Origin of the sequence: Nocardia jiangsuensis (assembly GCF_042650385.1) — a bacterium.
Taxonomy (GTDB): domain Bacteria; phylum Actinomycetota; class Actinomycetes; order Mycobacteriales; family Mycobacteriaceae; genus Nocardia; species Nocardia jiangsuensis.
On the sequence record NZ_JBHSAX010000022.1, the window covers coordinates 243,589 to 265,376 of the forward strand.

The 21,788-nt window shown below is 73.4% G+C and carries 18 protein-coding genes, 1 pseudogene and 1 riboswitch; of the genes and pseudogenes, 8 read left to right on the top strand and 11 right to left on the bottom strand.

Annotated elements, in window-relative coordinates; all coding sequences use genetic code 11:
- Positions 1–36: 36 nt before the first annotated feature.
- From ACFO0B_RS27270 to ACFO0B_RS27285, 4 genes are all read right to left on the bottom strand, one after another.
- Positions 37–7,038 carry an amino acid adenylation domain-containing protein gene (locus ACFO0B_RS27270; protein WP_378615786.1) on the bottom strand — a complete coding sequence of 2,334 codons (7,002 nt, stop codon included), beginning with the start codon at positions 7,036–7,038 and terminating at the stop codon, positions 37–39.
- 131 nt (positions 7,039–7,169) lie between these two features.
- Positions 7,170–7,997 (bottom strand): ABC transporter ATP-binding protein, encoded by an 828-nt coding sequence (locus ACFO0B_RS27275; RefSeq protein WP_378615788.1) that lies wholly within the window; start codon positions 7,995–7,997, stop codon positions 7,170–7,172.
- Positions 7,998–8,005: 8 nt separating this feature from the next.
- Positions 8,006–9,064: a FecCD family ABC transporter permease gene (locus ACFO0B_RS27280; RefSeq protein WP_378615790.1), complete on the bottom strand. Its 1,059-nt coding sequence runs from the start codon at positions 9,062–9,064 to the stop codon at positions 8,006–8,008.
- Positions 9,061–10,032, bottom strand: coding sequence for a FecCD family ABC transporter permease (locus tag ACFO0B_RS27285; protein ID WP_378615792.1), 972 nt, complete (start codon positions 10,030–10,032; stop codon positions 9,061–9,063). Before ACFO0B_RS27285 ends, ACFO0B_RS27280 begins: the two co-directional genes overlap by 4 nt.
- Before the next feature lie 254 nt (positions 10,033–10,286).
- Between ACFO0B_RS27285 and ACFO0B_RS27290 the strand changes: the two genes are divergently transcribed.
- The gene (locus ACFO0B_RS27290) at positions 10,287–11,006 is read left to right on the top strand and encodes a hypothetical protein (RefSeq protein ID WP_378615794.1); all 720 of its coding nucleotides are present in this window, start codon (positions 10,287–10,289) and stop codon (positions 11,004–11,006) included.
- A 38-nt stretch (positions 11,007–11,044) separates the two neighbouring features.
- Here ACFO0B_RS27290 and ACFO0B_RS27295 read toward each other — a convergent pair.
- The 3 genes and pseudogenes from ACFO0B_RS27295 to ACFO0B_RS27305 form a co-directional block, all read right to left on the bottom strand.
- Positions 11,045–11,311: pseudogene (locus ACFO0B_RS27295) on the bottom strand (class I SAM-dependent methyltransferase); the annotation flags it as partial.
- Between the two features lie 61 nt (positions 11,312–11,372).
- Positions 11,373–12,011 carry a maleylpyruvate isomerase family mycothiol-dependent enzyme gene (locus ACFO0B_RS27300; protein ID WP_378615796.1) on the bottom strand — a complete coding sequence of 213 codons (639 nt, stop codon included), beginning with the start codon at positions 12,009–12,011 and terminating at the stop codon, positions 11,373–11,375.
- 72 nt (positions 12,012–12,083) lie between these two features.
- Complete coding sequence (locus ACFO0B_RS27305; protein ID WP_378615798.1) at positions 12,084–12,530, bottom strand: hypothetical protein; 447 nt, start codon at positions 12,528–12,530, stop codon at positions 12,084–12,086.
- A gap of 336 nt (positions 12,531–12,866) precedes the next feature.
- Here ACFO0B_RS27305 and rnhA point away from each other — a divergent pair, with 336 nt between their 5' ends.
- The 7 genes from rnhA (at position 12,867) to ACFO0B_RS27340 (ending at position 18,048) form a co-directional block, all read left to right on the top strand.
- On the top strand, positions 12,867–13,325 hold the full coding sequence (gene rnhA / locus ACFO0B_RS27310) for a ribonuclease HI (RefSeq protein WP_378615800.1): 459 nt from the start codon (positions 12,867–12,869) through the stop codon (positions 13,323–13,325).
- Between the two features lie 130 nt (positions 13,326–13,455).
- The gene (locus tag ACFO0B_RS27315) at positions 13,456–13,875 is read left to right on the top strand and encodes a hypothetical protein (protein WP_378615802.1); all 420 of its coding nucleotides are present in this window, start codon (positions 13,456–13,458) and stop codon (positions 13,873–13,875) included.
- A gap of 73 nt (positions 13,876–13,948) precedes the next feature.
- Positions 13,949–14,044, top strand: a riboswitch (TPP riboswitch).
- Positions 14,013–14,741 carry a TenA family protein gene (locus ACFO0B_RS27320; protein ID WP_378615804.1) on the top strand — a complete coding sequence of 243 codons (729 nt, stop codon included), beginning with the start codon at positions 14,013–14,015 and terminating at the stop codon, positions 14,739–14,741. (Overlaps the previous riboswitch by 32 nt.)
- Positions 14,738–15,757: an ABC transporter substrate-binding protein gene (locus ACFO0B_RS27325; protein WP_378615806.1), complete on the top strand. Its 1,020-nt coding sequence runs from the start codon at positions 14,738–14,740 to the stop codon at positions 15,755–15,757. The genes ACFO0B_RS27320 and ACFO0B_RS27325 overlap by 4 nt, the downstream gene beginning before the upstream one ends.
- A complete protein-coding gene (locus tag ACFO0B_RS27330) occupies positions 15,735–16,556 on the top strand; it encodes an ABC transporter permease (RefSeq protein WP_378615808.1) in 822 nt (273 codons plus the stop codon). Before ACFO0B_RS27325 ends, ACFO0B_RS27330 begins: the two co-directional genes overlap by 23 nt.
- Positions 16,549–17,322: an ABC transporter ATP-binding protein gene (locus ACFO0B_RS27335; protein ID WP_378615810.1), complete on the top strand. Its 774-nt coding sequence runs from the start codon at positions 16,549–16,551 to the stop codon at positions 17,320–17,322. Before ACFO0B_RS27330 ends, ACFO0B_RS27335 begins: the two co-directional genes overlap by 8 nt.
- A 126-nt stretch (positions 17,323–17,448) precedes the next feature.
- The gene (locus ACFO0B_RS27340; protein WP_378615812.1) at positions 17,449–18,048 is read left to right on the top strand and encodes a DUF6069 family protein; all 600 of its coding nucleotides are present in this window, start codon (positions 17,449–17,451) and stop codon (positions 18,046–18,048) included.
- Between the two features lie 13 nt (positions 18,049–18,061).
- Here the strand turns inward: ACFO0B_RS27340 and ACFO0B_RS27345 are convergent, their stop codons facing one another.
- The 4 genes from ACFO0B_RS27345 to ACFO0B_RS27360 form a co-directional block, all read right to left on the bottom strand.
- Positions 18,062–18,460 (bottom strand): hypothetical protein, encoded by a 399-nt coding sequence (locus ACFO0B_RS27345; protein ID WP_378615814.1) that lies wholly within the window; start codon positions 18,458–18,460, stop codon positions 18,062–18,064.
- Positions 18,461–18,474: 14 nt separating this feature from the next.
- The gene (locus ACFO0B_RS27350; protein ID WP_378615816.1) at positions 18,475–19,182 is read right to left on the bottom strand and encodes a hypothetical protein; all 708 of its coding nucleotides are present in this window, start codon (positions 19,180–19,182) and stop codon (positions 18,475–18,477) included.
- Between the two features lie 118 nt (positions 19,183–19,300).
- Entirely contained in the window at positions 19,301–20,104 is an 804-nt protein-coding gene (locus ACFO0B_RS27355) for an AAA family ATPase (RefSeq protein ID WP_378615818.1), read from the bottom strand.
- 25 nt (positions 20,105–20,129) lie between these two features.
- A complete protein-coding gene (locus tag ACFO0B_RS27360) occupies positions 20,130–21,638 on the bottom strand; it encodes a nitric oxide reductase activation protein NorD (RefSeq protein ID WP_378615820.1) in 1,509 nt (502 codons plus the stop codon).
- Positions 21,639–21,788 lie beyond the last annotated feature (150 nt).

Genomic DNA, 21,788 nt, shown 5'->3' on the forward strand with positions numbered 1-21,788 from the left:
ACCTCTTCTCGGTCGGGGACATCGGGGCGCCGGCGGTCACGCGCGCAGCGCGGGGTCGGCGTCGAGCAGCGCCGCCACCTCGCGCCAGCCGTCGGCGGAGACCATGCCGACGTGGCTGTACGGCAGGCGGCGCGCGGTGACCTGTACTCCGGCCGCGCGCCACCCGGCGAGCTGCTGGTCGGCGCGGCCGTCCTCCGGTGCGCCCGCCGCGTAGAGCGCGAACGGCCCGCGGTGTGCCGGGGGTGTGGAGGCGGTGACCAGGCCGAGCAGCGTCGTCGCCGCGGTGTGCACCACGGCGGCCAGTTCGGGTGCGTCCTCGGGGATCTCGGGCAGCAGCTCGGCCAGCGCGGCGGGGTCGGCCAGTGAGCCGCCTGCCTGCTCGGTCAGGTGGGCGAGCGGGTGCGCGTCGATCAGCCCCGCGTACGCGATCCGCTCCCCGGCCGCGGTGAGCGCGGCCGCCATGGCGTGCACGATATTGCCGCCCAGCGAGTAGCCGAGCAGGTGGTACGGGCCGTGCGGCTGGATCTCGCGGACGGTGCGCACGTACTGCGCGGCCAGCTGGTCGAGATCGGCGGCGGCCGGGCCGTCCGCGCCGAGCCCGGGCAGCTGCAGCCCGATCAGCGGGCGGTCGGCGCGCAGTTCGCGGGCGAGCGGGGTGAACTGCCAGGCGGTGCCGCCGACCGGGTGCACGCAGAACAGCGGTTCGGCGCGGCCCCGCTCGCGCAGCGGCAGCACGTGGCCGAGCCGGGAGCCGAACCCGGTGCCGCCGCCGTCGGCGCGGACCCGGGTGGCGAGCCCGCGCGCGGTGGGTGCGGCGAAGACGTCGTCGAGGGCGATCGGCAGGTCGTCGCGGCGCAGCCGGCCGACCAGGCGGACCGCGGTGAGCGAGTGGCCGCCCGCGGCGAAGAAGTCCTCGTCCGGGCCGAGTTCGGGGCGGGACAGAACCGCCGCGATGGCGGCGCGCACCCGCTCGACCCGCTCGGGATCCGCGCTGTCACCGGTCACCCGCGGTGCGGGACGCTGCTCCGCGAGCTGCTGTGCCGCGCCACTCGTCGTTCCCGGGGCGGTCTCCGGGGCGGGCAGCGCCTTGCGATCGATCTTCTCGCTGGCGGTCCGCGGAATCCGGTCGAGCACGACGAAGGCAGCGGGCACCATGTACGCGGGCAGCAACCCGCTGAGCTGCGCGCGCACCAGCGCGCTGTCCAGCGTCGCGCCCGCGGCGGCGATGAGGTACGCCACCAGCCGCTGATCGCCCGGCGTGTCCTCGCGCAACAGCACCGCCGCCTGCGCGACCCCGGCGCACCCGGTGAGCGCCGTCTCGATCTCGCCGAGCTCGATCCGCTGCCCGCGCAGCTTGATCTGGCTGTCCGCCCGCCCGATGTAGTCGAGCTCGCCGTTGCTGTTCCAGCGCACCAGATCGCCGGTGCGGTACATGCGCTCGCCGGAGCCGTCCGGGTCGGCGACGAAGGTGCCCGCGGTCTGCCCCGGCCTGCCCAGGTAGCCGCGCGCCAGCTGGGCACCGGTGAGGTACAGCGCGCCGAGCACGCCCGGCTCGACCGGGCGCAGGTCGTCGTCGAGCACCCGGACCCCGGAGCCGGTGGCGGGGCGCCCGATCGGCACCGCGGTGATATCGGCGTCGACCGTTTCGTGGTAGGTGATGCAGACCGCGGCTTCGGTGGGGCCGTAGAGATTGTTCACCTGGGTGCCGGTTCGCGACCGCATGCGCTCGGCGGTGCCCGGCGGCAGCGGCTCGCCGCCGGTGAGCACGCAGCGCAGCGACTCGCAGCCGGTGAGGTCGCCCTCCTCGGCGAGCGCGGTGAGCATGGAGGCGGTGAACTGCACCGTGGTCACCCGCTCGGTGCGGATGAGCGCGGCCTGGTAGAAGGGGTCGCGGTGGCCGTCGCGGCGGGCGAGCACCACCCGGGCGCCGACCAGCAGCGGCAGGTACAGCTCCAGCAGCGAGGCGTCGAAGGTCGCCGGCGTGCGGTAGAGCACGGTGTCGTCCGGGCCGAACCGGTGCCGGTGGTACAGCCAGGCGAAGGTCGCCACGATCGCGGCGTGCGAGACCGCGACCCCCTTCGGCACCCCGGTGGAGCCGGAGGTGAACAGCAGGTAGGCGGCGTTGGCCGGGCGCAGCGGCGCGTTCCGCTCGGCGTCCGTGATCGCGGTGGTGGCGAAGCCGGTGAGATCCAGCTCCGCCACCGTGATCACCGGCGCGCGGTCGGTCGTGAAACCATCGGCGGCCGTGGTCAGCACGAGCGCGGGGGCCGCGGCATCCAGGACGGCGCCGACCCGGGCGGCCGGTTGGGCCGGATCGATCGGCAGGTACACCCCGCCTGCCCGGCTCACCGCGTGCGCCGCCAGCACCGCGTCGATTCCGCGCTCCATGGCGACCGCCACCACCACCTCGGGGCCGACGCCGCGCCCGATCAGCCAGCGCGCCAGCCGGTGCGCATCGGCGTCGAAGCGCTGGTAGTCGAGGGTGGTTCCGTCCCCGGTGAGCGCGGGGGTCGCCGGGTCGACGGCGGTGCCCCAGTCGGCGAGTGTCGTGCCGCGCAACTCCGCGGGCAGCGCCGCCGCGGTCAGCTCGGCGACGGTGCTCTCCGGTCCGGCCGTGGCGAGCACCGCCATGGTCGCCGCCAGCCGCTCGGCGAGCCGGGTGGCGGTCGCGGCGGGCACGGCGGCGGGGTCGTGGTGCAGCAGCAGCGCGAACCGCTCGCCGGGCAGCGCGGTGACGGTGATCGGGAAGTGGGTCCGGCTGTGCACGGCCACCGCGTCCACCCGCAACTCGTGCGAATCCGGTTGCCTGATACCGGTTCTCGGGAAGTTCTCGAACACCACGAGGGTGTCGAAGAGCCTGCCGAGCCCGGCCGCGCGCTCGACGGTGGCCAGGTCGAGGTAGCCGTGCTGCTGGAGATCCAGCGCGGTGTCCTGGAAGGCGGCGAGTTGCGCGAGCAGCGGCCGCTCCGGGCGCAGCTCGGGGCGGGCGGGCACGGTGTTGCTGAACAGCCCCACCATGCGCTCGACCTCGGGCAGCTCGGCCGGACGCCCGGACACCACCGCCCCGAATACCACGTCGGGGCGGCCGAGGTGATCGGCGAGCACCAGTGCCCATGCCGCCTGGACCAGGGTGTTCAGCGTCAGCCCGTGTGCGCGGCCCAGCGCTTCGAGCGCACCGGGGAGCTCGGCGCCGAGCGCGATCTCCCGGCCGAGGGTGGGCGCCCGCTTCCCGGCCGTCCCCACCAGGCTCGGCGCCGTGAGCCCGGCCAGGTACCGCTGCCAGCGCCGGCGCGCGCCGTCGGTGTCGCGGTCCGCCAGCCAGTGGGTGTAGGCGGCGTAGGGGGCCGGTTCGGGCAGCGGATCACCGTGGTAGAGCGCCAGGGTCTCGCGCAGGATGAGCGGCACCGACCAGCCGTCGGCCAGCAGGTGGTGCGCGACCAGGACCAGCCGCTGCGCGGTGTCGCCGGTGCGGATCAGGAGTGCGCGCAGCAGGGGCGGGCGGGCGATGTCGAAGGGCTCGGCCGCGGCGGCGCGCTCGGCGGCGTCGGCCGCGGCGGCGTTGCCGCGCAGGTCGAGTACCCGCCACGAGACCCGCGGCGTGTGCGGCACCGCCTGCACCGGATGGTCGAACTCGGCGTGGTGGAAGCCGGCGCCCAGGTTCGGGTGCCGGGTGATCACCCGGGCGAAGGCGGTGCCGAGCCGGTCGGCGTCGACGATCCCGGTGAGCCCGAAACGCGCTGTCATGGTGTAGATGTCGTCGTCGCCGTCGCGCAGGGCGTGGAACAGCAGCCCCTCCTGCAGCGGGGAGAGCCGCAGCACGGCGGCCACCGGGCCGTGGATCTCGGTGAGCGCGGCGGGCACCGGGACCGGGGGGCGCTCGGCGGGGCGCTCGGGCTCGGCGGCCGCGGCCGGTTCGGCCGCGGCGGCCAGCGCGGCCAGGCTGCGCCGGGTGAGCAATTGCTGCGGGGTGAGGATCAGCCCGCGCGCCCGCAGCCGGGCGCAGACCGTGATGGCTCCGATGCTGTCACCGCCCGCGCCGAAGAAGTCGTCGTCGGGATCGGCGTCGGCGCCGAGCACCTCGGTGACGACCGCGCACACGAGGTGCTCGGCCCCGGTGGCCGGTGCGCGGCCGCCGGACTCGGCAGGTGGCGCGGGCAGCGCGGCTCGGTCGAGTTTGCCGTTGACCGTGCGCGGCAGCGCCTCGACGAGGACCAGCCGGGCCGGAACCAGGGCATCGGGCACCCGCTCGGCCAGCAGCGCGCGCAGCGCCGCGGCATCCGGCGCGGGGGAGCCGCCCGGGAGGGCGCCCGCGGACCGGGCGGGCAGCACCCAGCCGACCAGCGCGGGCCGCCCCGCCAGTTCGCGGATGTCCGCCGCGGCGGCACGCACGCCGGGCAGCGCGCCCAGCGCCGCCTCGACCTCGCCCAGCTCCACCCGGTGCCCCCTGATCTTCACCTGGCCGTCGGCGCGGCCGAGGTAGGCGTAGCCGCGGCCGGGGAGCCAGCGGGCCCGGTCGCCGGTGCGGTACATGCGGGTGCCGGGCGGGCCGAACGGGTCGGGGACGAAGCGGTCCGCGGTGGCGGCGGCGCGGCCGCGATAGCCGAGCGCGAGCTGGGGCCCGGCCAGGTAGAGCTCGCCGACGGTGTCGTCCGGCACCGGCTGCAATCCGTTGTCCAGCAGGTACACCCGGTTGCCCGACAGCGGCCCGCCGATGTGCGGCTGCTCGCCGTCCAGCGGCGCGCCCAGCACGTCGACGGTGGCCTCGGTCGGGCCGTACAGATTCCGGGCCGGGATCCCGGCCGCGCAGAGCTCGCGCCACAGCGCGGGGGAGCAGGCCTCACCGCCCAGGACGACCAGCCGCGGCGCCACCGCGGCCAAGCCGTGCTCCAGGAGCGTGCCGATCAGCGCCGGGGTGCCGTCCACCACGTCCACACCGTCGCGGCCGAACGCGGCGACCAGCGCGCGCGGATCGCGGCGCAGCACGCTGTCGTACAGCTGCACCCGGTGCCCGTCGAGCAGCCAGAACAGCGGGTCCAGTGCGGCGTCGAAGGCGAACGAGGTCGTGTGCGCGACCGTCCGCGGCCGCGCCGCGTCGGCGAACAGCTCCGCGCGGTGCGCGGCGAGCAGCGCGGCCAGCGCACCGTGGGTGACCAGCACACCCTTGGGCACGCCGGTGGAGCCGGAGGTGTAGACGAGGTGCGCGGCCAGGGCCGGGGCGGGCAGCGGATCGTCCGGGGGAGCGTCGGAGCAGCCGCCGAGCTCGGTACCGACCACCTCGCTGTGCAGATCGATCGCGCCGAGCTCGGCGGCTACGCTCCCGGTGCCGAGCAGCAGGGCCGGTGCGGCATCGCGCACCGTGGCGCGCAACCGCGAGAGCGGGTACTCCGGGTCGAGCGGCAGCGCGACCGCCCCGGCCCGCCAGACCGCGAACAGCGCGGCCACGAACTCAGGGGTGGGCGGCAGCGCGATCCCGACCACGGCACCGGAGCGCACGCCGCGCGTGCGCAGCCAGCGCGCGAGCCGCGCCACCCGGCCGCCGAGTTCCGCGGCTGTCCAGCTCGCCGCACCGTCGGTGAGCACGACCGTCGCGGGCCGCTCGGTGACCAGCCGCTCCAGCGCCGCGGGCACTCCGATGGGCTCCGGAGCCGGCGGCCCGGCGCGCCGCGCCAGAATCCGATCGGCCTCCCCGCGCTCGAGCAGGGTGAGCGCGCCGACCGCCACCTCGTCGCTTCCGGTGAAATCCGCGATCACCCGGACGAGTGCGGCGATCCGCCGGTGCGCGGCCTCGGGTTCGTTGGTGCGGGCGTCGCATTCGAAGCCGAGCAGCAGCCGGTCCCCCGGCAGCGGGGTGACGGTGAGCCCGAGATCCTCCGGCGGCCCACCGGCCACATTGCGCAGCACGCCGCGGGCGCCGTCGAAGTTCAGCGCCACATCGAAGATCTTGAGGTTGATGCCCGCGCCGTGCAGCAGCTCGGCGGCGCCGTAGCCGGGGAAGTCGCGGGCCAGGTCGTTGCCGCTGTAGCGCTGGTGCTCGCGGAGTTCGGTGAGCGCCGCCGCGGTGCGCGGCCCGAGCTCGCCGATCCGGTCGCCGGAGCGCACCGGGATCCGCAGCGGCAGCACGTTGACCGCCATCGCCGGGGTGGTCAGCGCCGCACGGCCCATGCGGTTCATCAGCAGCACCGAGAGCACCACGTCGTCGCTGCCGAGCCGGCGCTGCAGGAAGGCGGCGTAGCAGGCGACGAGCACGTCGGCCCAGGTGATGCCGTAGCGCTCGGCGCAGTCGCGCAGCGTCGCCACCGCGCTCGCGGGCAGCGTCGCCTCCGCGCGCACCGTGCGCTCCACCGCGCCACCGACGTGGCTGCCGCGGCCGTCGAGGTTCGGCCACGGGGAGAGCCGGTCCCGCCAGAACGCCCGGTCCCGGTCGAACTCGGGGCCGCCCCGGTAGCCGCGCTCCTCATCCACCAGCGCCGCCACGGTGCCGAATACCCGCTTCGGCGCGGGCTTTCCGCGGCGCAGCGCGGTGTAGTGCGCGGCCACCCGGCGGGAGAGCATGGCCGCGCTGTAGCCGTCGACGATCAGGTGGTGGTACAGCTGCACGCACCACACCTCGCGGTCGGTCAGCCGGATCAGGGTGTAGCTGTAGAGCTGGCGATCGACCATGCCGCGGCAGCGTTCGGTGGCGGCGTGCCGCTCCAGCGCGACGGCCTCGTGCGCCAGCGCCCGCGGATCGGCGGTGCCGCGCAGGTCGATCGGGGGCCGCAGCTCGGCCGCGGCCTCGGTCACCACCTGCACCGGCCCGGATTCGCGGTCGTGGAAGCGCAGCCGCATGTTCTCCGCCTCGGCGACGGTGCGCCGGATGGCCTCGGCCAGCAGGCCGGTGTCGATGGGGTCGGGGCCGGTGATCTCCATGACCTCGCCGACCAGGTAGCGGCCGGAGTCCGGGTCGAAACGCTGGGCGTTCCAGATGCCCTGCTGCGGACCGGTCAGGGGTAGGGCGGGATCTTCGGCCGACGGGCGGGCCGGTGGGGCCGTTGGCACGGCGACTCCTTCACCTTCGGGGGCGTTCGGCGTCGGCCGGTTGCCCGGCCGCGGCGTGGAGGTCCTCCAGGGGGTAAAGCAAGCTTAGGCTAACATAACAAGCATCCGATCGGGGATGCTTCCCTGAGCGATTACCGCATTCGAGCGGCGTTGTGCGCCAAAGGGATTACCAGCGGAGTGCCGGTCTCGGGATCGGCGATCACCCGGGAGTCCAGCGCGAAGACCTCCCGGACCAGCTCCGCGGTGACGACCCGCGCGGGCGCTCCGGTGGCCACGATCCGGCCCGCGCGCATCGCGATCAGATGGTCGGCGTAGCGCGCGGCGTGCTGCAGGTCGTGCAGCACCGCCACGATGGTGCGCCCGGATTCCCGGTTCAGCTCCCGGCACAGCTCGAGCACCTGGATCTGGTGGGCGATGTCGAGGTAGGTCGTCGGCTCGTCCAGCAGGATCACCGGGGTCTGCTGGGCCAGCACCATCGCGATCCAGACCCGCTGGCGCTGGCCGCCGGAGAGCTCGTCCACCGCCCGGGCCGACAGCTCGGTGACCCCGGTGGCCGCCATGGCCGCGGCGACCGCCTCGGCGTCGGCGTCCGACCACTGCCGCAGCAGCGATTGGTGCGGAAACCGCCCGCGCGCCACCAGATCCGCGACCCGGATGCCCTCCGGCGCCACCGAGCTCTGTGGCAGCAGCCCGATCCGGCGCGCCACCTCCTTGGCCGGATACGTGCCGATCTCGCGGCCGTCGAGCAGCACCGCGCCGCCTTCCGGGGCGAGCAGCCGGGCCAGCGCGCGCAGCAGCGTCGACTTGCCGCACGCGTTCGGGCCGATGATCACCGTGAACGCCCCGTCCGGGAGGTCCACCGAGAGCTCGTCGCTGATCGTGCGGCCGCGGTAGCCGAGCCGCGCCCTCACGGCCCGCAGCCGCGCGGAAGGCGGTTGAATTTCGGGTTTCTCGGGCACGGTCGCTCCTATCCGGTCCGCCGGGTTTCGAGGATGAGCAGGTAGGCCAGGTAGAGCCCGCCGACCGATACGGTGACGACACCGACCGGGAGCGCGGTGGGGGCGAAGACCCGTTGCGCGAGCCAGTCGCAGGTCGCCAGGAGCAGCGCGCCGGTCACGGCCGCCGGGCCGAGTGCGGTGGCCGGGGCCCTGGCCAGTCTGCGGCCGATGTGCGGAGCGGCGAGGGCGACGAACGCGATCGGCCCGGCCACCGCGGTGGCCAGCGCGGTGAACGCCACGCTCAGCCCGACCAGCAGCAGCCGCGCGCGGTCCACCCGGACCCCGAGCGCGCGGGCGGTGTCGTCACCGAGTTCGAGCGCGCGCAGCCAGGGCGCCGCCGGGATCAACCCCAGCGCCGCCACGGCGAGCACGACCAGCGCGGGGGTGACGTGCGCCCAGCTCAGGCCGTCGAGGGTGCCCGCGCCCCAGGCCGCCGCGGACATGGCGGCGGCCAGGTCGGCGCGCAGCACGAGCCAGGTGTTGACCGCGGCGAGCATGGCGCTCACTCCGATGCCGACGATGATCAGCCGCAGCCCGCTCAGCCCGTCCCGCAGCGCCAGCAGCTGCACGACGGCCGCGGTGGCCAGCCCGCCGGCCAGCGCACCCGCCGCAGTGGGGTAGTGCCCGCCGCCGAGCAGCAGGATGACGATCAGCGCCCCGGTGTAGGCGCCGGTATTGAACCCGATCAGGTCCGGGCTGCCCAGCGGATTGCCGGTTACCGTCTGCAGGATCGCCCCGCTCACCCCGAGCGCGGCGCCGAGCGCCAGCGCCAGCAGCACCCGCGGCGCCCGCCACTCCCACACCACCAGCCGGTCGAAGCGGATATCGCCGACGCTCAGCGCGCGCAGCACCCGAAGCGGCGGGATCGGGTAGTCGCCGCTGCCGAGCACCAGCACCGCCACCGCCAGCGCGGCCGCGATCAGCACCGCGCAGACCAGCACCGGGCGCAGCCCGACCAACGTCGAGACCCGCCCGCCCCGGCTCCGCACGGCGAACACCCGGCGGCCGAAGTCGATGCCCGCGCTCACACCGCACCCACCCGGGGCCGCCGGGCCAGCCAGATCAGCACCGGCGCGCCGAGGAACGCCGTGATCAGCCCGGCCGGTATCTCCCCCGGCCGCAGCACGATGCGTCCCAGCACGTCGGCGGCGAGCACCAGGGCCGGCGCCAGGAGCATCGAGAAGCCCACGATCCAGCGCTGGTCCGGGCCCGCCAGCCTGCGGGCGATGTGCGGTACGGCGAGCCCGACGAAGGTGATCGGCCCGATCGCGGCGGTGGCGGTGCCGCACAGCAGCACCAGCGCCCCGGCGGTGAGCAGCCTGGCCCGCCCGACGTGCACCCCGAGTGCGCGGGCCAGGTCGTCGCCGAGCGCCAGCGCGTTGAGCGAACGTGCCGCCACCAGCGCGGCGAGCAGCCCGGCCGCCACGAACGGCGCGGTCTCCCCGATCACGTCGTAGCCGCGGCCGGTGAGCGCGCCGGAGTCCCAGTGGCGCAGCGCGTCGAAGGCGTTCGCGTGCAGCAGGATCAGCCCCTTGGTCAGCCCGGTGAGGACCGCGGTTGCCGCCACCCCCGCCAGGGTGAGCCGCACCGGGTCCGAGCCGGCGCGCCCCGCCGTGCCGATCCGGTACACCGCCAGCGAGACCGCCGCGGCGCCGGCGAAGCCGAACCAGACGTACTGACCCACCCCCGACGCTCCGAGGAAGGCGATCGCGAGGGCGATCGCGAACGCGGCACCCGCATTCACCCCGAGCAGCCCGGGGTCGGCCAGTGGATTGCGGGTGAGCCCCTGCATGAGGCAGCCGGCCACGCCGAGCGCGGCGCCCGCCAGCAGGCCGACGAGGGTGCGCGGCAGCCGGTAGCCGACGACGGTGAGCCGATCGTCGGGGGCGGCTCCGCCCCACAGGGCCTGCCACACGTCGAGGACGGGGATCGCCTTCGTGCCGACGAGCAAACTCAGCACACAGGCGCTGACCAGCGCTGATGTCGTGATCAGCAACCTCGCTACCCGCGATCGCGCCACTCGAAACCCCCGTCCAGATAATTAACTTAGGCTTACCTAGGTATTGAAAGCCTTGCCTTACTTACCCTACTGTGACGACGTGTCCGGTTCGCAAGCCCCTGACCGAAAAGGGTGCAGATATCTCGCGAATCACACTGCTGTACAAGGGGATTGAAAACTCACCCAGCAGCCGGTAGCCGAAAAACGTCGGGCTGCCGGTAGCTTGTCGCGCCCAGAAAGGTTCATCCACCGTGCATTTCACGAAGTTCGCGCTCCTGGCGACCACCGTCACCACCGCTGTCGGCCTCGCGGCGGGGACGGTCAGCGCTGCCCCGGCAGCCCCGGAGAACGCGGTGAACTACACCGCGACACCCACCGAGAGAGCGACGGTGATCAGCACCGATGCCGGTTCGATGACCGCGGAGAACGGTGTCTTCGCCATCAAGGCGCCCGACGGCAGCACCCTCGCCGGAACCGAGCTGTCCTTCCGGGTCGACGATTTCGTGTTCCCCATCGCCGCCGAGATCACCGGCCGCACGGCCACGCTGACCCCGCGGTTCGACCTGGAACACGCCGTCTACCAGCCGGTCGCACTGCCCTTCCAGGATCAGGCGCCGTGGAAGAACGAGTACGACCGGGAGCAGGCCGCCTGGTCCCGGATGACCGGCACCATCAGCTTCGGCGCCGGAATCGGCACCCTGGTCGGCGGCATCGGCGGCGGCGCCGTCGGCTGTGTGCTCGGCGGGATCGCCGGCGCCACCGTCGCCTCGGCGAGCATCGTCGGGCTCTTCGGTCCGTTCATCCCGGCCGCTGCGGTCGGGTGTGCCGGCGGCATCCTCGCCGTCGGCGCGCTCGGCACCCTGGCGGGGCAGATCCTGGTCACCGCACCGGTCGCCATCGCGGCCGCGGTGCAGTACTTCACCACGATCAACGAGCCGCTACCGAACAGGCAGGGGCAGGCGCCGAAGTAGGCCGGCGGACGCCGTTCCACCACTGGTGGAACGGCGTCGGCGCCCGCGCGGGACCAGGAGATCGTGTCGATTCCGATGTGGCACTGCAGGTGCAGCAGTGATCGGCCACGAACGCCGGAGGGCGGCAGGTGCCCCTGAAGGGTCGACAGGTCGTTGCCGACGACCGACGAGATGCGGGCCGGATCGGCCAGGAACCCCGCCACGTCGCAGAGCTCGGATCGGGCGTGGACGTCGGCTCGGTCGTCCCAGTTCGCCCGGTTGTCGGCGATGGCGTCGTCGTGCACGGTGATTCCCCCTTCGTGCATCACCTTCCGGAGGTGATCGCGCCGTCGGTGTTCCACTGAGCGGGGCGCCCCGGCACGCCGATCACCGGCGGCCGCGCAGTTCCGCCACCCCGGGTCCGGCGAGTTCGGTGTAGTAGGCGGTGCGGCCCGCCATGGCCATGACGAGCGCGAGGGTGGGCCCGGTCACCTGTGCGCCCGCACCGGCCGTGAACGGTCCATCGGTGGCCTCCAACCGCAACCCCGCCACCGCGTCCTTGCTGTTCACCGCGAAATTGCGGGACGCGAAGAAGCGCGCCACCTCGGTGCAGGCCTCCAGCCCGGGCCGGGTGGGGAGGCCGAGCGGCTGCCGGATGTCCTGGGCGTGCACCACGATCTCGCCCAGCCAGGCGGGGGTGTGGCCGCTGGCCGCCGTTGTGCTGTCCAGCACCTCCCGGAATCGCGCCAGGGTGGCGGCCGGGCCGGTGCCGCGGTGCCCGGCGATCAGCCGGGCGTTGTGCACGGCGGGGTCGAAGCGGGCGCCCGCCATGCTGCGGATCCAGCGCACCGGGCCGGTGCTCGCGGCGGCGGTGAGGTGTGCGACGACCTCCTCGACCGTCCACGCCGAGCACAGCGATCGCGCCGCCCACTGCGCCGCGCTCAACTCGGCCAGGTCGTCGGCGAGCGCGCGGCGCTCGGCGTGGATCATGGCCCAGAGCACCGTTCTGTTCGCGGGGGCGGGCATGGTTGCGCTCCTGTCGTCGATGTCTTCCAGGGAAGACGGCGCCCGCCGACCGAAATCATCGGCGCACGGGATTCACCGGGGACGTTCGAACCAGTGCTTGGCCGTCTGCTGCGCGAGCAGGCAGAGGACCGCGCCGCCGGAGATCACGCCGAGCAATCCGGGCGGCTGCCTGCTCGCCGCCGCCCCGAAGCTCAGCAGGGCCTGCAGGCTCGCGAGCACGATCGCGGTGACCCGCAGGCCGTTCCCGGCGGAGCCGAAGGCGAACGCCATCGCCGCGAGCACGATCGGCAGCAGGAAACCGGCCGTCAGCTGACCGGCGAGCTCGGCCCGGCCGACCGCGATCGCCGCGCCGATCGCGACGACCCCGGCGATACCCATGAGCAACGCGATGATCTGCGCGGCCCGCACCGATCCCGGCATGCGCGGCGGTGCGACCGGGTACGGCCGGTAGAACGGCGGCGGCGCGCCGGGCACGGTAGAGGCGTTGTACGGCTGCTGCGGGGAGTGCGGGTCCGGCACGGTCGTCTTCCTGATCGAGCCGGGAAGCGCGACCCCACCGAACCGGCAACCGGCCCGCCCCCCAGCGTAGGAGTGCAGCTTACTACACCGATCTGCCGTGAAATCGCCCGGGACACAGGGGTTCCGGTGTCGATGCGGGCACGATTGTGCAGGGGGGCGGGTTGCGGGCGTCGACCACAGCTCGGTGCGGGCGAAGACCGGTGGCACCGCGTCGAGAGCGCGGTCGTCGACGTGGCCGCCGGAGATGGTCGCGGTCCGTGGCCGGGCGGCTCGCACCCCTGACCGGCGGCAGGCAGCCGCCGGCCGGCTCGTCGGGTGAGCCAGTAGTCTCACCGCGTGGAGGTCGAGATCTACACCGACGGCGCGTGCGCCCCGAACCCCGGCCCGGGCGGCTGGGGCGCGGTGCTGCGCTACGGCGCGCACGAGCGCGAGCTCTACGGCAGCGATCCCGGCCCCACCACCAACAACCGGATGGAGCTCATGGCCCCGATCCGCGCGCTGGAGACGCTGACCAGGCGCTCGGCCGTCCGCGTCTACACCGACAGCACCTACGTCCGCAACGGCATCCTCTCCTGGATCCCGAAGTGGAAGGCGAACGGCTGGCTCACCCAGAAGCGGGAGCCGGTCAAGAACGCCGACCTGTGGCAGCGGCTCTCCGAGGCGTGCGCGGGCCACGAGGTCGCCTGGGAATGGGTGAAGGGCCACGCCGGGCACCCGGAGAACGAGCGCGCCGACAAGCTCGCCGTGCGCGGCGCCCGCGAAGCGGGCGGTGCGGCCCGCCAGCCGGGCGGGTAGCGCTACCGACCCGGGCCATGGCGGCACCGTGACCGATCCGCACTGTTCCGGGAGGGAACGCCGGCGGCCATCTCGAGGGACAATACGGGCGTGAGTGACATGATCAGCCCTCAGCTCGACCCCTAGCGGCATGTCGGACGACGAAGCGCCGGGCGGCGGCGGCAAGCGCAGCATGCGCGACCAGTTGCGCCGCAAGCTCGACGGCATCAAGCCCGCCCGCGACGACGACGGCTCATCGAACGTCGTCCGGCTTCCGCGCCGCCCCCGGCGCGTACCCGACGAACCCGGTGGCCAGCACCCCAGACCGTGGCGCCCGGAGAACAGCCGCGCCGGCGACCCGCCCCCCACCCGCCCGGTCACCCGCTCGGAGCTGCAGGCCGAGACCGGCGCCTGGCCGCCCCCGCCGCCCGCCCCTGAGCCGGGCGAGGCCGGGCGGGACGCGCAGATCGTGGAGTTCGGCGCCCGCCAGCGCAGGCGCCCGAACGCGCCGCGCATCGCCCGGCCGCGCCGGATCGAGAAGCGCGACGGCGACCTGCCCCCGGCGGAGTGAGCCGGGCACCGAGGAACCGCTGGTCGCGAAGGAGCCCTCCCACCGGGGGATCCTTCGCTGCTAAGGTCGGAAACCGTACGACACGGGGTGCTTCGCGCGAGCGGGGCTGAGATGAGACCCGAGAACCTGTTCAGGTAATGCTGACGAAGGGATGTCCTGGTTTGCGCACGCGACCATCCGAGACCGCACGCTTCACCGACCACCTGTGGGATCGGACGAAAGAACTGCGCGGCGCCATCGACGAGCTCGAATTCCTGCGCCGCCTCGGCGACGGCACGCTGCCGCTCGAGGTCTTCCGCACCTACGTGGAGCAGGATTCGCTGTATCTGGCCGGCTACTCGAAGACGCTGTCCCTGCTGGCGGCGAAATCGCCCGATCCGGAGACCGCGCGGTTCTGGGCGCAGTCCGCCGGGTCGGCGGTGGCGGTGGAGACCGCGCTGCACCAGGATCTGCTCACCGGCGGGCGCATCCCGGAGCGGACGGACGAGCCGGAGCACTCGACGGCCTGCCTGGCCTACGTCTCCTACCTGATCGCCACCGCCGCCACCGAGTCCTACGCCGTCGGCGCGGCGGCGGCACTGCCGTGCTTCTGGATCTATGCCGAGGTGGGCCGCGACCTGGCCGCGACGGCGGCCGAGGTGCTCGCCGCCGACCCCGAGCACCCGTACGCGCAGTGGGTCTCCACCTACGGTGCGGCGGAGTTCCAGGAGTCCGCCGCCACGGCCCGATCACTGGTCGACGCGGCCGCCGCGACCGCGGGCGCGAAAGACCTGGCGGCGATGGAGACGGCATTCGTCATCGCCACCCGCTACGAACTGATGTTCTGGGACACCGCCCTGCACCCGCAGCCCTGGCCCGCCGGATGAGCGGCCGCCTGCGCCGCGCCCTCGCCTGCGCCGTCGCCGCCGTGGCGGCGCTGTCCGCGCTCACCGCCTGCTCGAGCGCCGACCAGGGGCAGACCATCCGATTCGCCCTGGACTGGACACCGAACACCAACCACACCGGGCTGTACGTCGCGCTGCAGCGCGGCTACTTCGCCGACGCCGGGCTCGACGTCGAGGTGCTGCCGTACACCAACACCGCCGTCGGCACCGTCGTCGACGCCGGGAACGCCGAGTTCGGGATCAGCACCCAGGGGCAGTCGACCTTCGCGCGGGCGTCCGGCGCGCACACCGTCTCGGTCCTCGCGCCGCTGCGGCACTGGGCGACGGGGATCGGGGTGCGGGCCGATCGCGCCGACATCACCGGCCCGCGCGATCTCGACGGCAAGACCTACGCCGGATTCGGCGAACCCGGCGAGATCGAGATCCTGCAGCAGGTGATCCGCAACGACGGCGGCACCGGCGACTTCACCGCGGTCACCCTCGGCACCTCGGCCTACGAGGCCGTCTACTCCGGGCAGGCCGACTTCACCGTCTCCTACCTGGCCTGGGAGGGGATCGAGGCCGAACACCACGGCACCCCGATGAAGTACCTCCGGTACACCGATTTCGGCTTCCCCGACTCCTACGCCATCCTGATCGACGGCAACGAGGACTGGCTGACGGCGAACCCGGAGCGCGCGGCGAAGTTCGTGCAGGCGCTGCAGCGCGGATACCAGGCCGCCGCCGACGACCCGGATGCCGCCGCCCGCGACCTCATCGCCGCCAACCCCGGTGCCTTCAACGACGAGAGCCTGGTCTTCGAGAGCCAGCGGATGCTCGCGAGCCAGTTCATGAAGGGCGCCGACGGCCGGGTGGGCCCGCAGGCGCTCGACCAGTGGGCCGCGAACTCCGGCTTCCTCTACCGGAAGGGGCTGCTCGCCGGCCCCGACGGCAAGCCGCTGATCGAGGAGCCCGACTGGTCGCGGTACTTCACCAATGACTACCTCGCTCCCGCTTGACCTCTCGGGAGTTCCGAAGCCGCCGGAGAGCCCGCGCGGGGCGGGACTCCGGCGGCTGCTGCCCGCGGTCGTCACGGTCGCGGTGCTGGTGGCGCTCTGGCAGGGCTACGTCGAGGTCAGCGGTATCCGCCCGCAGCTGCTGCCGTCCCCGTTGCGGGTCGCGCAGCAGGGCTGGGCGCACCGCGGCGAGATCTACGACCATGCGGCCGCCACCCTCCAGGTGACCCTGGTCGGTTTCGCGGTCTCGCTGACCCTGGCCTGGGCACTGGCCGTGCTGGTGGATTTCTCGCCGTGGCTGCGCCGCGCCTTCGTCCCGCTGTTCGTCGCCTCGCAGACCCTGCCGATCATCGCCATCGCGCCGCTGATGGTGATCTGGTTCGGTTTCGGGCTGCTGCCCAAGGTGCTCGTGGTCGCGCTGGTCACCTTCTTCCCGATGGCGATCGGGCTGATCGAGGGTTTCGCGGCGGCCGACCGGGACGCGGGCGCGCTGCTGCGCAGCATGGGCGCCTCCCGGGGACAGGTCTTCCGCTATGTCCGGCTGCCGTCGGCGCTGCCCCGGTTCTTCACGGCCCTGCGGATCGGGGTCACCTACGCGGTCGTCGGCGCGGTCTTCGCGGAGTACGTCGGCGCGAAGGAGGGGCTCGGCATCTACATGAGCCTGCAGAAGAACTCGTTCCGCACCGATCTGGTGCTGGCCGCGGTGCTGGTCACCGCAGCGCTCAGCATCGGGCTCTACCTGCTGACCTTCGCGATCGAACGGGTCGTCGCCCCGTGGGCGAGCAGGAGCGACCATGGCTGACCCCGGCGGCGTGATCGTCGTCGATTCGCTCACCAAGTCCTTCCCGCTCCCCGGCGGCCTGCCGCCCCGGAACGTGCTGGCCGGGGTGTCGTTCACCGCGCGGCGCGGCGAGTTCGTCTCCGTCATCGGCCCGAGCGGCTGCGGCAAGAGCACCGTCTTCTCGATGCTCGCCGGGCTGGACACCCCGGACTCCGGCAGTGTCCATTTCGGCAGGCACGACGGCCGACCCGCCGGTCCGCACTGCGCCTACATGCCGCAGAAGGACCTGCTGTTCCCGTGGCGCACCGTGCTCGACAACACCACCCTCGGGCTGCTGGTCCGCGGCGTGCCGCGGCCGGAGGCCAGGCGCCGGGCCCGCGAGCTGTTCCCCGTCTTCGGGCTCTCCGGCTTCGAGGACGCCCGCCCCGCGCAGCTCTCCGGCGGGATGCGGCAGCGGGCGGCGCTGCTGCGGACGGTGGTCCAGGAACGCGACCTGCTGCTGCTGGACGAACCGTTCGGCGCCCTCGACTCGCTGACCCGCACCGAGATGCAGTCCTGGCTGCAGGAGGTCTGGCAGCGGTACCGGTGGACGGTGCTGATGATCACCCACGACATCCGCGAGGCGGTCTACCTCTCGGACCGCGTCGTCGTGCTCTCGCCGCGCCCGGCCACCGTGCGCCGGGAGGTCCGCGTCGACCTCCCGCGCCCGCGCGACCTGTCGATGCTCGCTGCACCCGAGTTCGTCGCGGTCGAACAGGAACTGCTCGACGTACTGCACGGCGGCTGAGCCGATGCGATTCCCGCGCCGAGTACGGGTCGCACCGGGCGCGCCGGGCGGACCGGATGTGCCACCCGGATGGACATGCCCTCGATTCGAGTGGGTCGTTCCGCCCGGAGCGGGTACTTTCTGCCTATGACGGATCCGTCGTACAACTACGGTCGCCAGGACCCGCAGGGCCGCGAGTACCCGCGCACCCAGGCCTACCCCCAGCAGCAGCAGGGGTATGCCGGGCAGCCCGGGTACGAGTACCAGGCGGACGACTACCGCGAGGCCGAGCGGCCCCAGCAGCAGCGGCGCGAGCCCAAGATCAACCTCGGCAGGCTGTGGGCAGGCGCCGTCGGCACCGCCGCGGTGGTCGCGCTGGTGATCGTGGTGCTGATCATGCTGATCCGCGGCATCCTGAAGATCGCCGTGCTCTCGCCCGAGGGTGCGGGCGCCTACGGGACGGTCTCGACCACCTCGTACGCCGTGGCCGGCGCCGCCGCCGCGATCGCCGCCGCTGGTCTGCTGAACCTGCTGCTCGCGCTCATGCCGAGCCCGATGCAGTTCTTCTACTGGATCACCGGGCTGCTCACCGCGCTCGCGACCCTGGTGCCGTTCACCTTGGTCGCCGGGGTGGACGCGAAGATCGCGACGGCCGCGATCAACTTGATCGCCGGGCTCTGCATCATCTCGCTGCTCGGCGGCGTCGGCGCGAGCGCGATCATCCGGCGGCCCCAGCAGCAGTACTGAGGCCGCCGGGCGATCAGCGTCCGGCTGCCTCCTCCCGCGCGATCCGGTCCTCGTGGATGCGGATCAGCTCGCGGAAGCCGATCCGCCCGTAGTCCGGTTTGGGCTGCACGCCCCACTGGTCGCGGGCGGTCTGCTGCCCCGCGCCCTCGGCCTGCCCGCCCAGCGGCGGGGCGTTGAAGGGCGCGGGGTGCTCGCACTCCAGGGTGTCGTCGCTGTAGCGGACCTTCATGAGCTCGCTGCAGATCTCGGTGAGCGAGAGCGTCGGCCAGCCGTACCACACGGCCAGCGCGGGCACGGTGAAGGCACCCTCGATGACCAGGGCGAAGAGGCAGACGAAGATGCCGCGGCGCAGCCACTTGTGCATGCCGGCGAAGGCGGGGGTGGTTCCGGGGGGAAGTTCGGTGGTCGTCATGCGGTGCTCCAGGCTCAGTCGGAGAAGATCTCGCGGTTCACCGTGTGCAGGTACGGGATCGCGAGGAACGGCGTGATGTAGAAGATGTCGTAGAGCCACCAGCCGATGACCGGGAGCACGGTGCCGTCGAAGCGGATGTCGGCGTAGACCGTCATGTTCACGACGTAGCCGACCCAGATCACGACTCCGAACCAGCAGGTGACGATGAGCCACTGGTGCCCCCAGCGCTTCATCTGCAGGAAGGCGATGGCGGCGGCGACCCGCATCGGGAAGACGACCAGGATGAGCGCGACCTCCCAGCCCTTCTCGCCGGGTGCGCCCGCGCCGCCGATGAAGAGCTCGTTGTAGTGCCAGAAGTAGCCGTTGTCGACGAAGTTGCCCCAGGCGGTGAAGAAGACCCGGGTCACCAGGGTGTGGCTGGCGAGCATGTCGAGCACCCAGCCGATGCTGTTGAGGAAGGCGTCCAGGATGACCAGGTAGCCGATCAGGGTGACGATGATGGGCCGCACCGAGAGCCCGTCGCGCTGGGCCTTCCGCTGCAGCCAGACCCCGCGCAGGAAGATCGGCAGCCCGGCGAAGCCGAAGATGAAGGTGCCCATGAGCGCGGTGCCCGCGGTGAGCCAGACGTCGGCGCGGCGCTGGGCCTGCCTGCTCTGCTCGTGGTGCTCGTCGTAGGCCGAGCCCGCCGGGGCGGCGGCGCGGCGGAAGGTGGGAAGGTTCACGGCTACCAGTCCCTGGTCGCGCACATGCTGAGCTGGATGAGGAACATGGCGAGCAGAAAGCCGTAGATGGTGAGCTGGAAGACGATGAGCGCGCGCTTTCGTCTGCGGTCCTGGTCGTTCACGGAGCCGTCCTCTCGGTAGCGGGATGGGGAAGCAGGGCGGCGGCCGCGATCTCGCGCAGGCCGTCGGAGAGGGCGCCGTCACCGGAGAGCGGCGCGAGCACCGCGGCCTGCACGGCGGCGAGCTCGGCGGCGCCCGCGGCGATCATGCGGGCGGCGGTGACCAGTACCCGGGTGGAGGGCGGCTCGAAGTGGAAGGCCGCGTCGGCCTGGCGGATCATGCCCGCGCAGCCGACCAGCCGCCCGGCGACGGCGGTATCGACGCCGGATTCGGTGGCGATCACGGCGATCTCGTGCTCGGGCGGCAGGTAGTCCAGCCCGAGGGTGACGAAGCGCTGCCGGAACGAGGGCTTGAGCTCCTTGAGCGAGCTGCGGTAGGCGGGGTTGTAGGAGCACACCAGCTGGAATTCCGGTGGCGCGGTGAGCTCTTCGCCGGAGCGGTCCAGGTAGAGGGTGCGGCGGTGGTCGGTGAGCGAGTGCAGCACGGCCAGCGAGTCGTGGCGGGCCTCGACCACCTCGTCCAGGTAGCAGATGGCACCCGTGCGCACGGCGCGGGTGAGCGGGCCGTCCTGCCAGACCACGTCGCCGCCTGCGACCAGGAACCGGCCGACCAGGTCGGCGCTGGTCAGGTCGTCGTGGCAGCTGATGGTGAGCACCGGGCGGCCGAGCAGCGCGCCCATGTGCTCGACCAGGCGGGTCTTGCCGCAGCCCGTCGGGCCGGTCAGCATGACCGGAAGTCGTTGCCGGTGCGCCTGTTCGAACAGCCGCACCTCGTCGCCGGTGGCGTGGTAGAGATCTCGCACCGGGGTGCTCCTCGCTGTGCTGGGGTCAGGCGGCGACCAGGGTCCGGTGCACGGCACCGAGGACCCGGGGGAGCTGCTCGACCCGGTGGATCCGGCAGGACCGGCGCGGCCCGAACACCTCGGGCAGCGGATCGACGCGGACCGGGCCGACGCCGATGTAGTAGACGGTGATCCCGGCCTCGTCCGCCTCGGTGAGCGCGTGCGCCACGTCGGCCCAGGCGTAGCGGCCCTCGTAGCCCTCGTCGGACATCAGGCCGTCGCCGATCACCAGCAGCAGCCTGCGCTCGGCGGGGCGCTCGGCGAGCCGGTGCGTCAGGTGCCGCAGCGGCGCGCCGAGCCGGGTGTAGCCGCCTGCCATGAGCCCGAGTCCGCCCGGGTCGACGGAGTGCCGGTCGTCGAAGTCTCTGAGACAGCGCACCTCCACCCGGTGCCTGGTGTTGCCGGTGAAGACGAAGAGGCCGTGCCGCTCGCCGGCCAGCGCCATGGCGCGAGAGAGCGCGTCGGCGCAGGCGAGTTCGAGCCGGAAGGCACGGCCGCCGTTGCTGCCGAGCGAGGAGCTGCCGTCGAGCAGGACCGCGGTGGTGACGTCGCGGGTCGTCGGCAGCAGGTCGCGGAAGACGCGCGGCTCCGGCACCGGGCCGCCGAGTGCGTCCAGGCGGTGCGCGACGTAGCGGTCCACGTCCAGGTCGGCGCCGTCGGGGAGCCCGCCACGCAGGGCGCGATGGGTGCGCTGCTCGAACCAGCGCCGCAGGTCGGCACCGACCGGTCGGGCCGGTCCGCCGCGGGTGGGGTCGGTGCGTTCGAGGACCGCGACGTGGTCCGGGAGGAAACTCTCGGTCCACATGTTCCACTCCGGGTACGGGATGCCCGCGCGCCGGTCGGCGCGGAGGTCGAGGTCCTCGTTGTCCGGGTGGCTCGGGGGCGGCAGGTTGCTCGTGCGGGCGCCGCCGTCACCGCCGACCGGTATCGAGAGCACGCGCTTCGCGTCGCTGCGCCTGCTGGTCCACGGCATGCGGCCGTAGGTGCGGTGCACCGCCGCGGCGAGGGCGCTGCGGCCGGGGGCGCTCAGCGGGAGGGTGCCGAGCAGCGGATGGGCGGGGAGCGGGGTGCCGGAGCGGGCCAAGCGGTCGGCGCGCTCCAGCATGGCGGGGACGTCGAGGTCGGGTTCGAAGGGGAGGTCGGGCAGGCGCAGGCGCAGCTCCGGGATCAGGCCGGGGAGCCGGTCGGCGATCCAGCCCGCCGCGACGCCGCCCTCGATCAGGGTGAGCGCGCCGCGTTCGCGGGGGGAGAGCTCGTGCAGGGCGTAGCGGGCGAGTGCGTCCTTGGACGGCGCGCACTGCAGGGCGACGCCGCAGGTCAGGGTGGTGCGGGTCCAACCGGGGGCGGGCGGGTAGGGCACCTGGACGACGGTGCCCGCCGCGTTCAGCCCGAACCCGCGGTGCGCGCCGGTGAGCAGGCGGGCGTTCGCGCGGCGGCGCGCGGAGAAGGCGACCGCGGTGAGCGCGCAGCCGCGCTCCAGCGCGCGGGGGTTCACGGGAGGGCTCCGTCGGGCGGGCGGCCGATCAGAAAGTGCCGATGTTCTTCATGACCCAGTACCAGAAGCCGATGATGCCGCAGACGAGCACCCAGGCCGCGATGATGCGCACGAGATCCAGCCACATGAGGTTCGCTCCGTTCGAGAAGG

Excerpts from the sequence above, each read along its gene's own strand:
- ACFO0B_RS27300 (WP_378615796.1), bottom strand. The coding sequence starts at position 12,011 with ATGCCCGCCCCCGCGAACAGAACGGTGCTCTGGGCCATGATCCACGCC.
- ACFO0B_RS27315 (WP_378615802.1), top strand. The coding sequence starts at position 13,456 with ATGTCGGACGACGAAGCGCCGGGCGGCGGCGGCAAGCGCAGCATGCGC.
- ACFO0B_RS27325 (WP_378615806.1), top strand. The coding sequence starts at position 14,738 with ATGAGCGGCCGCCTGCGCCGCGCCCTCGCCTGCGCCGTCGCCGCCGTG.
- ACFO0B_RS27335 (WP_378615810.1), top strand. The coding sequence starts at position 16,549 with ATGGCTGACCCCGGCGGCGTGATCGTCGTCGATTCGCTCACCAAGTCC.
- ACFO0B_RS27340 (WP_378615812.1), top strand. The coding sequence starts at position 17,449 with ATGACGGATCCGTCGTACAACTACGGTCGCCAGGACCCGCAGGGCCGC.
- ACFO0B_RS27320 (WP_378615804.1), top strand. The coding sequence starts at position 14,013 with ATGCTGACGAAGGGATGTCCTGGTTTGCGCACGCGACCATCCGAGACC.
- ACFO0B_RS27345 (WP_378615814.1), bottom strand. The coding sequence starts at position 18,460 with ATGACGACCACCGAACTTCCCCCCGGAACCACCCCCGCCTTCGCCGGC.
- ACFO0B_RS27330 (WP_378615808.1), top strand. The coding sequence starts at position 15,735 with ATGACTACCTCGCTCCCGCTTGACCTCTCGGGAGTTCCGAAGCCGCCG.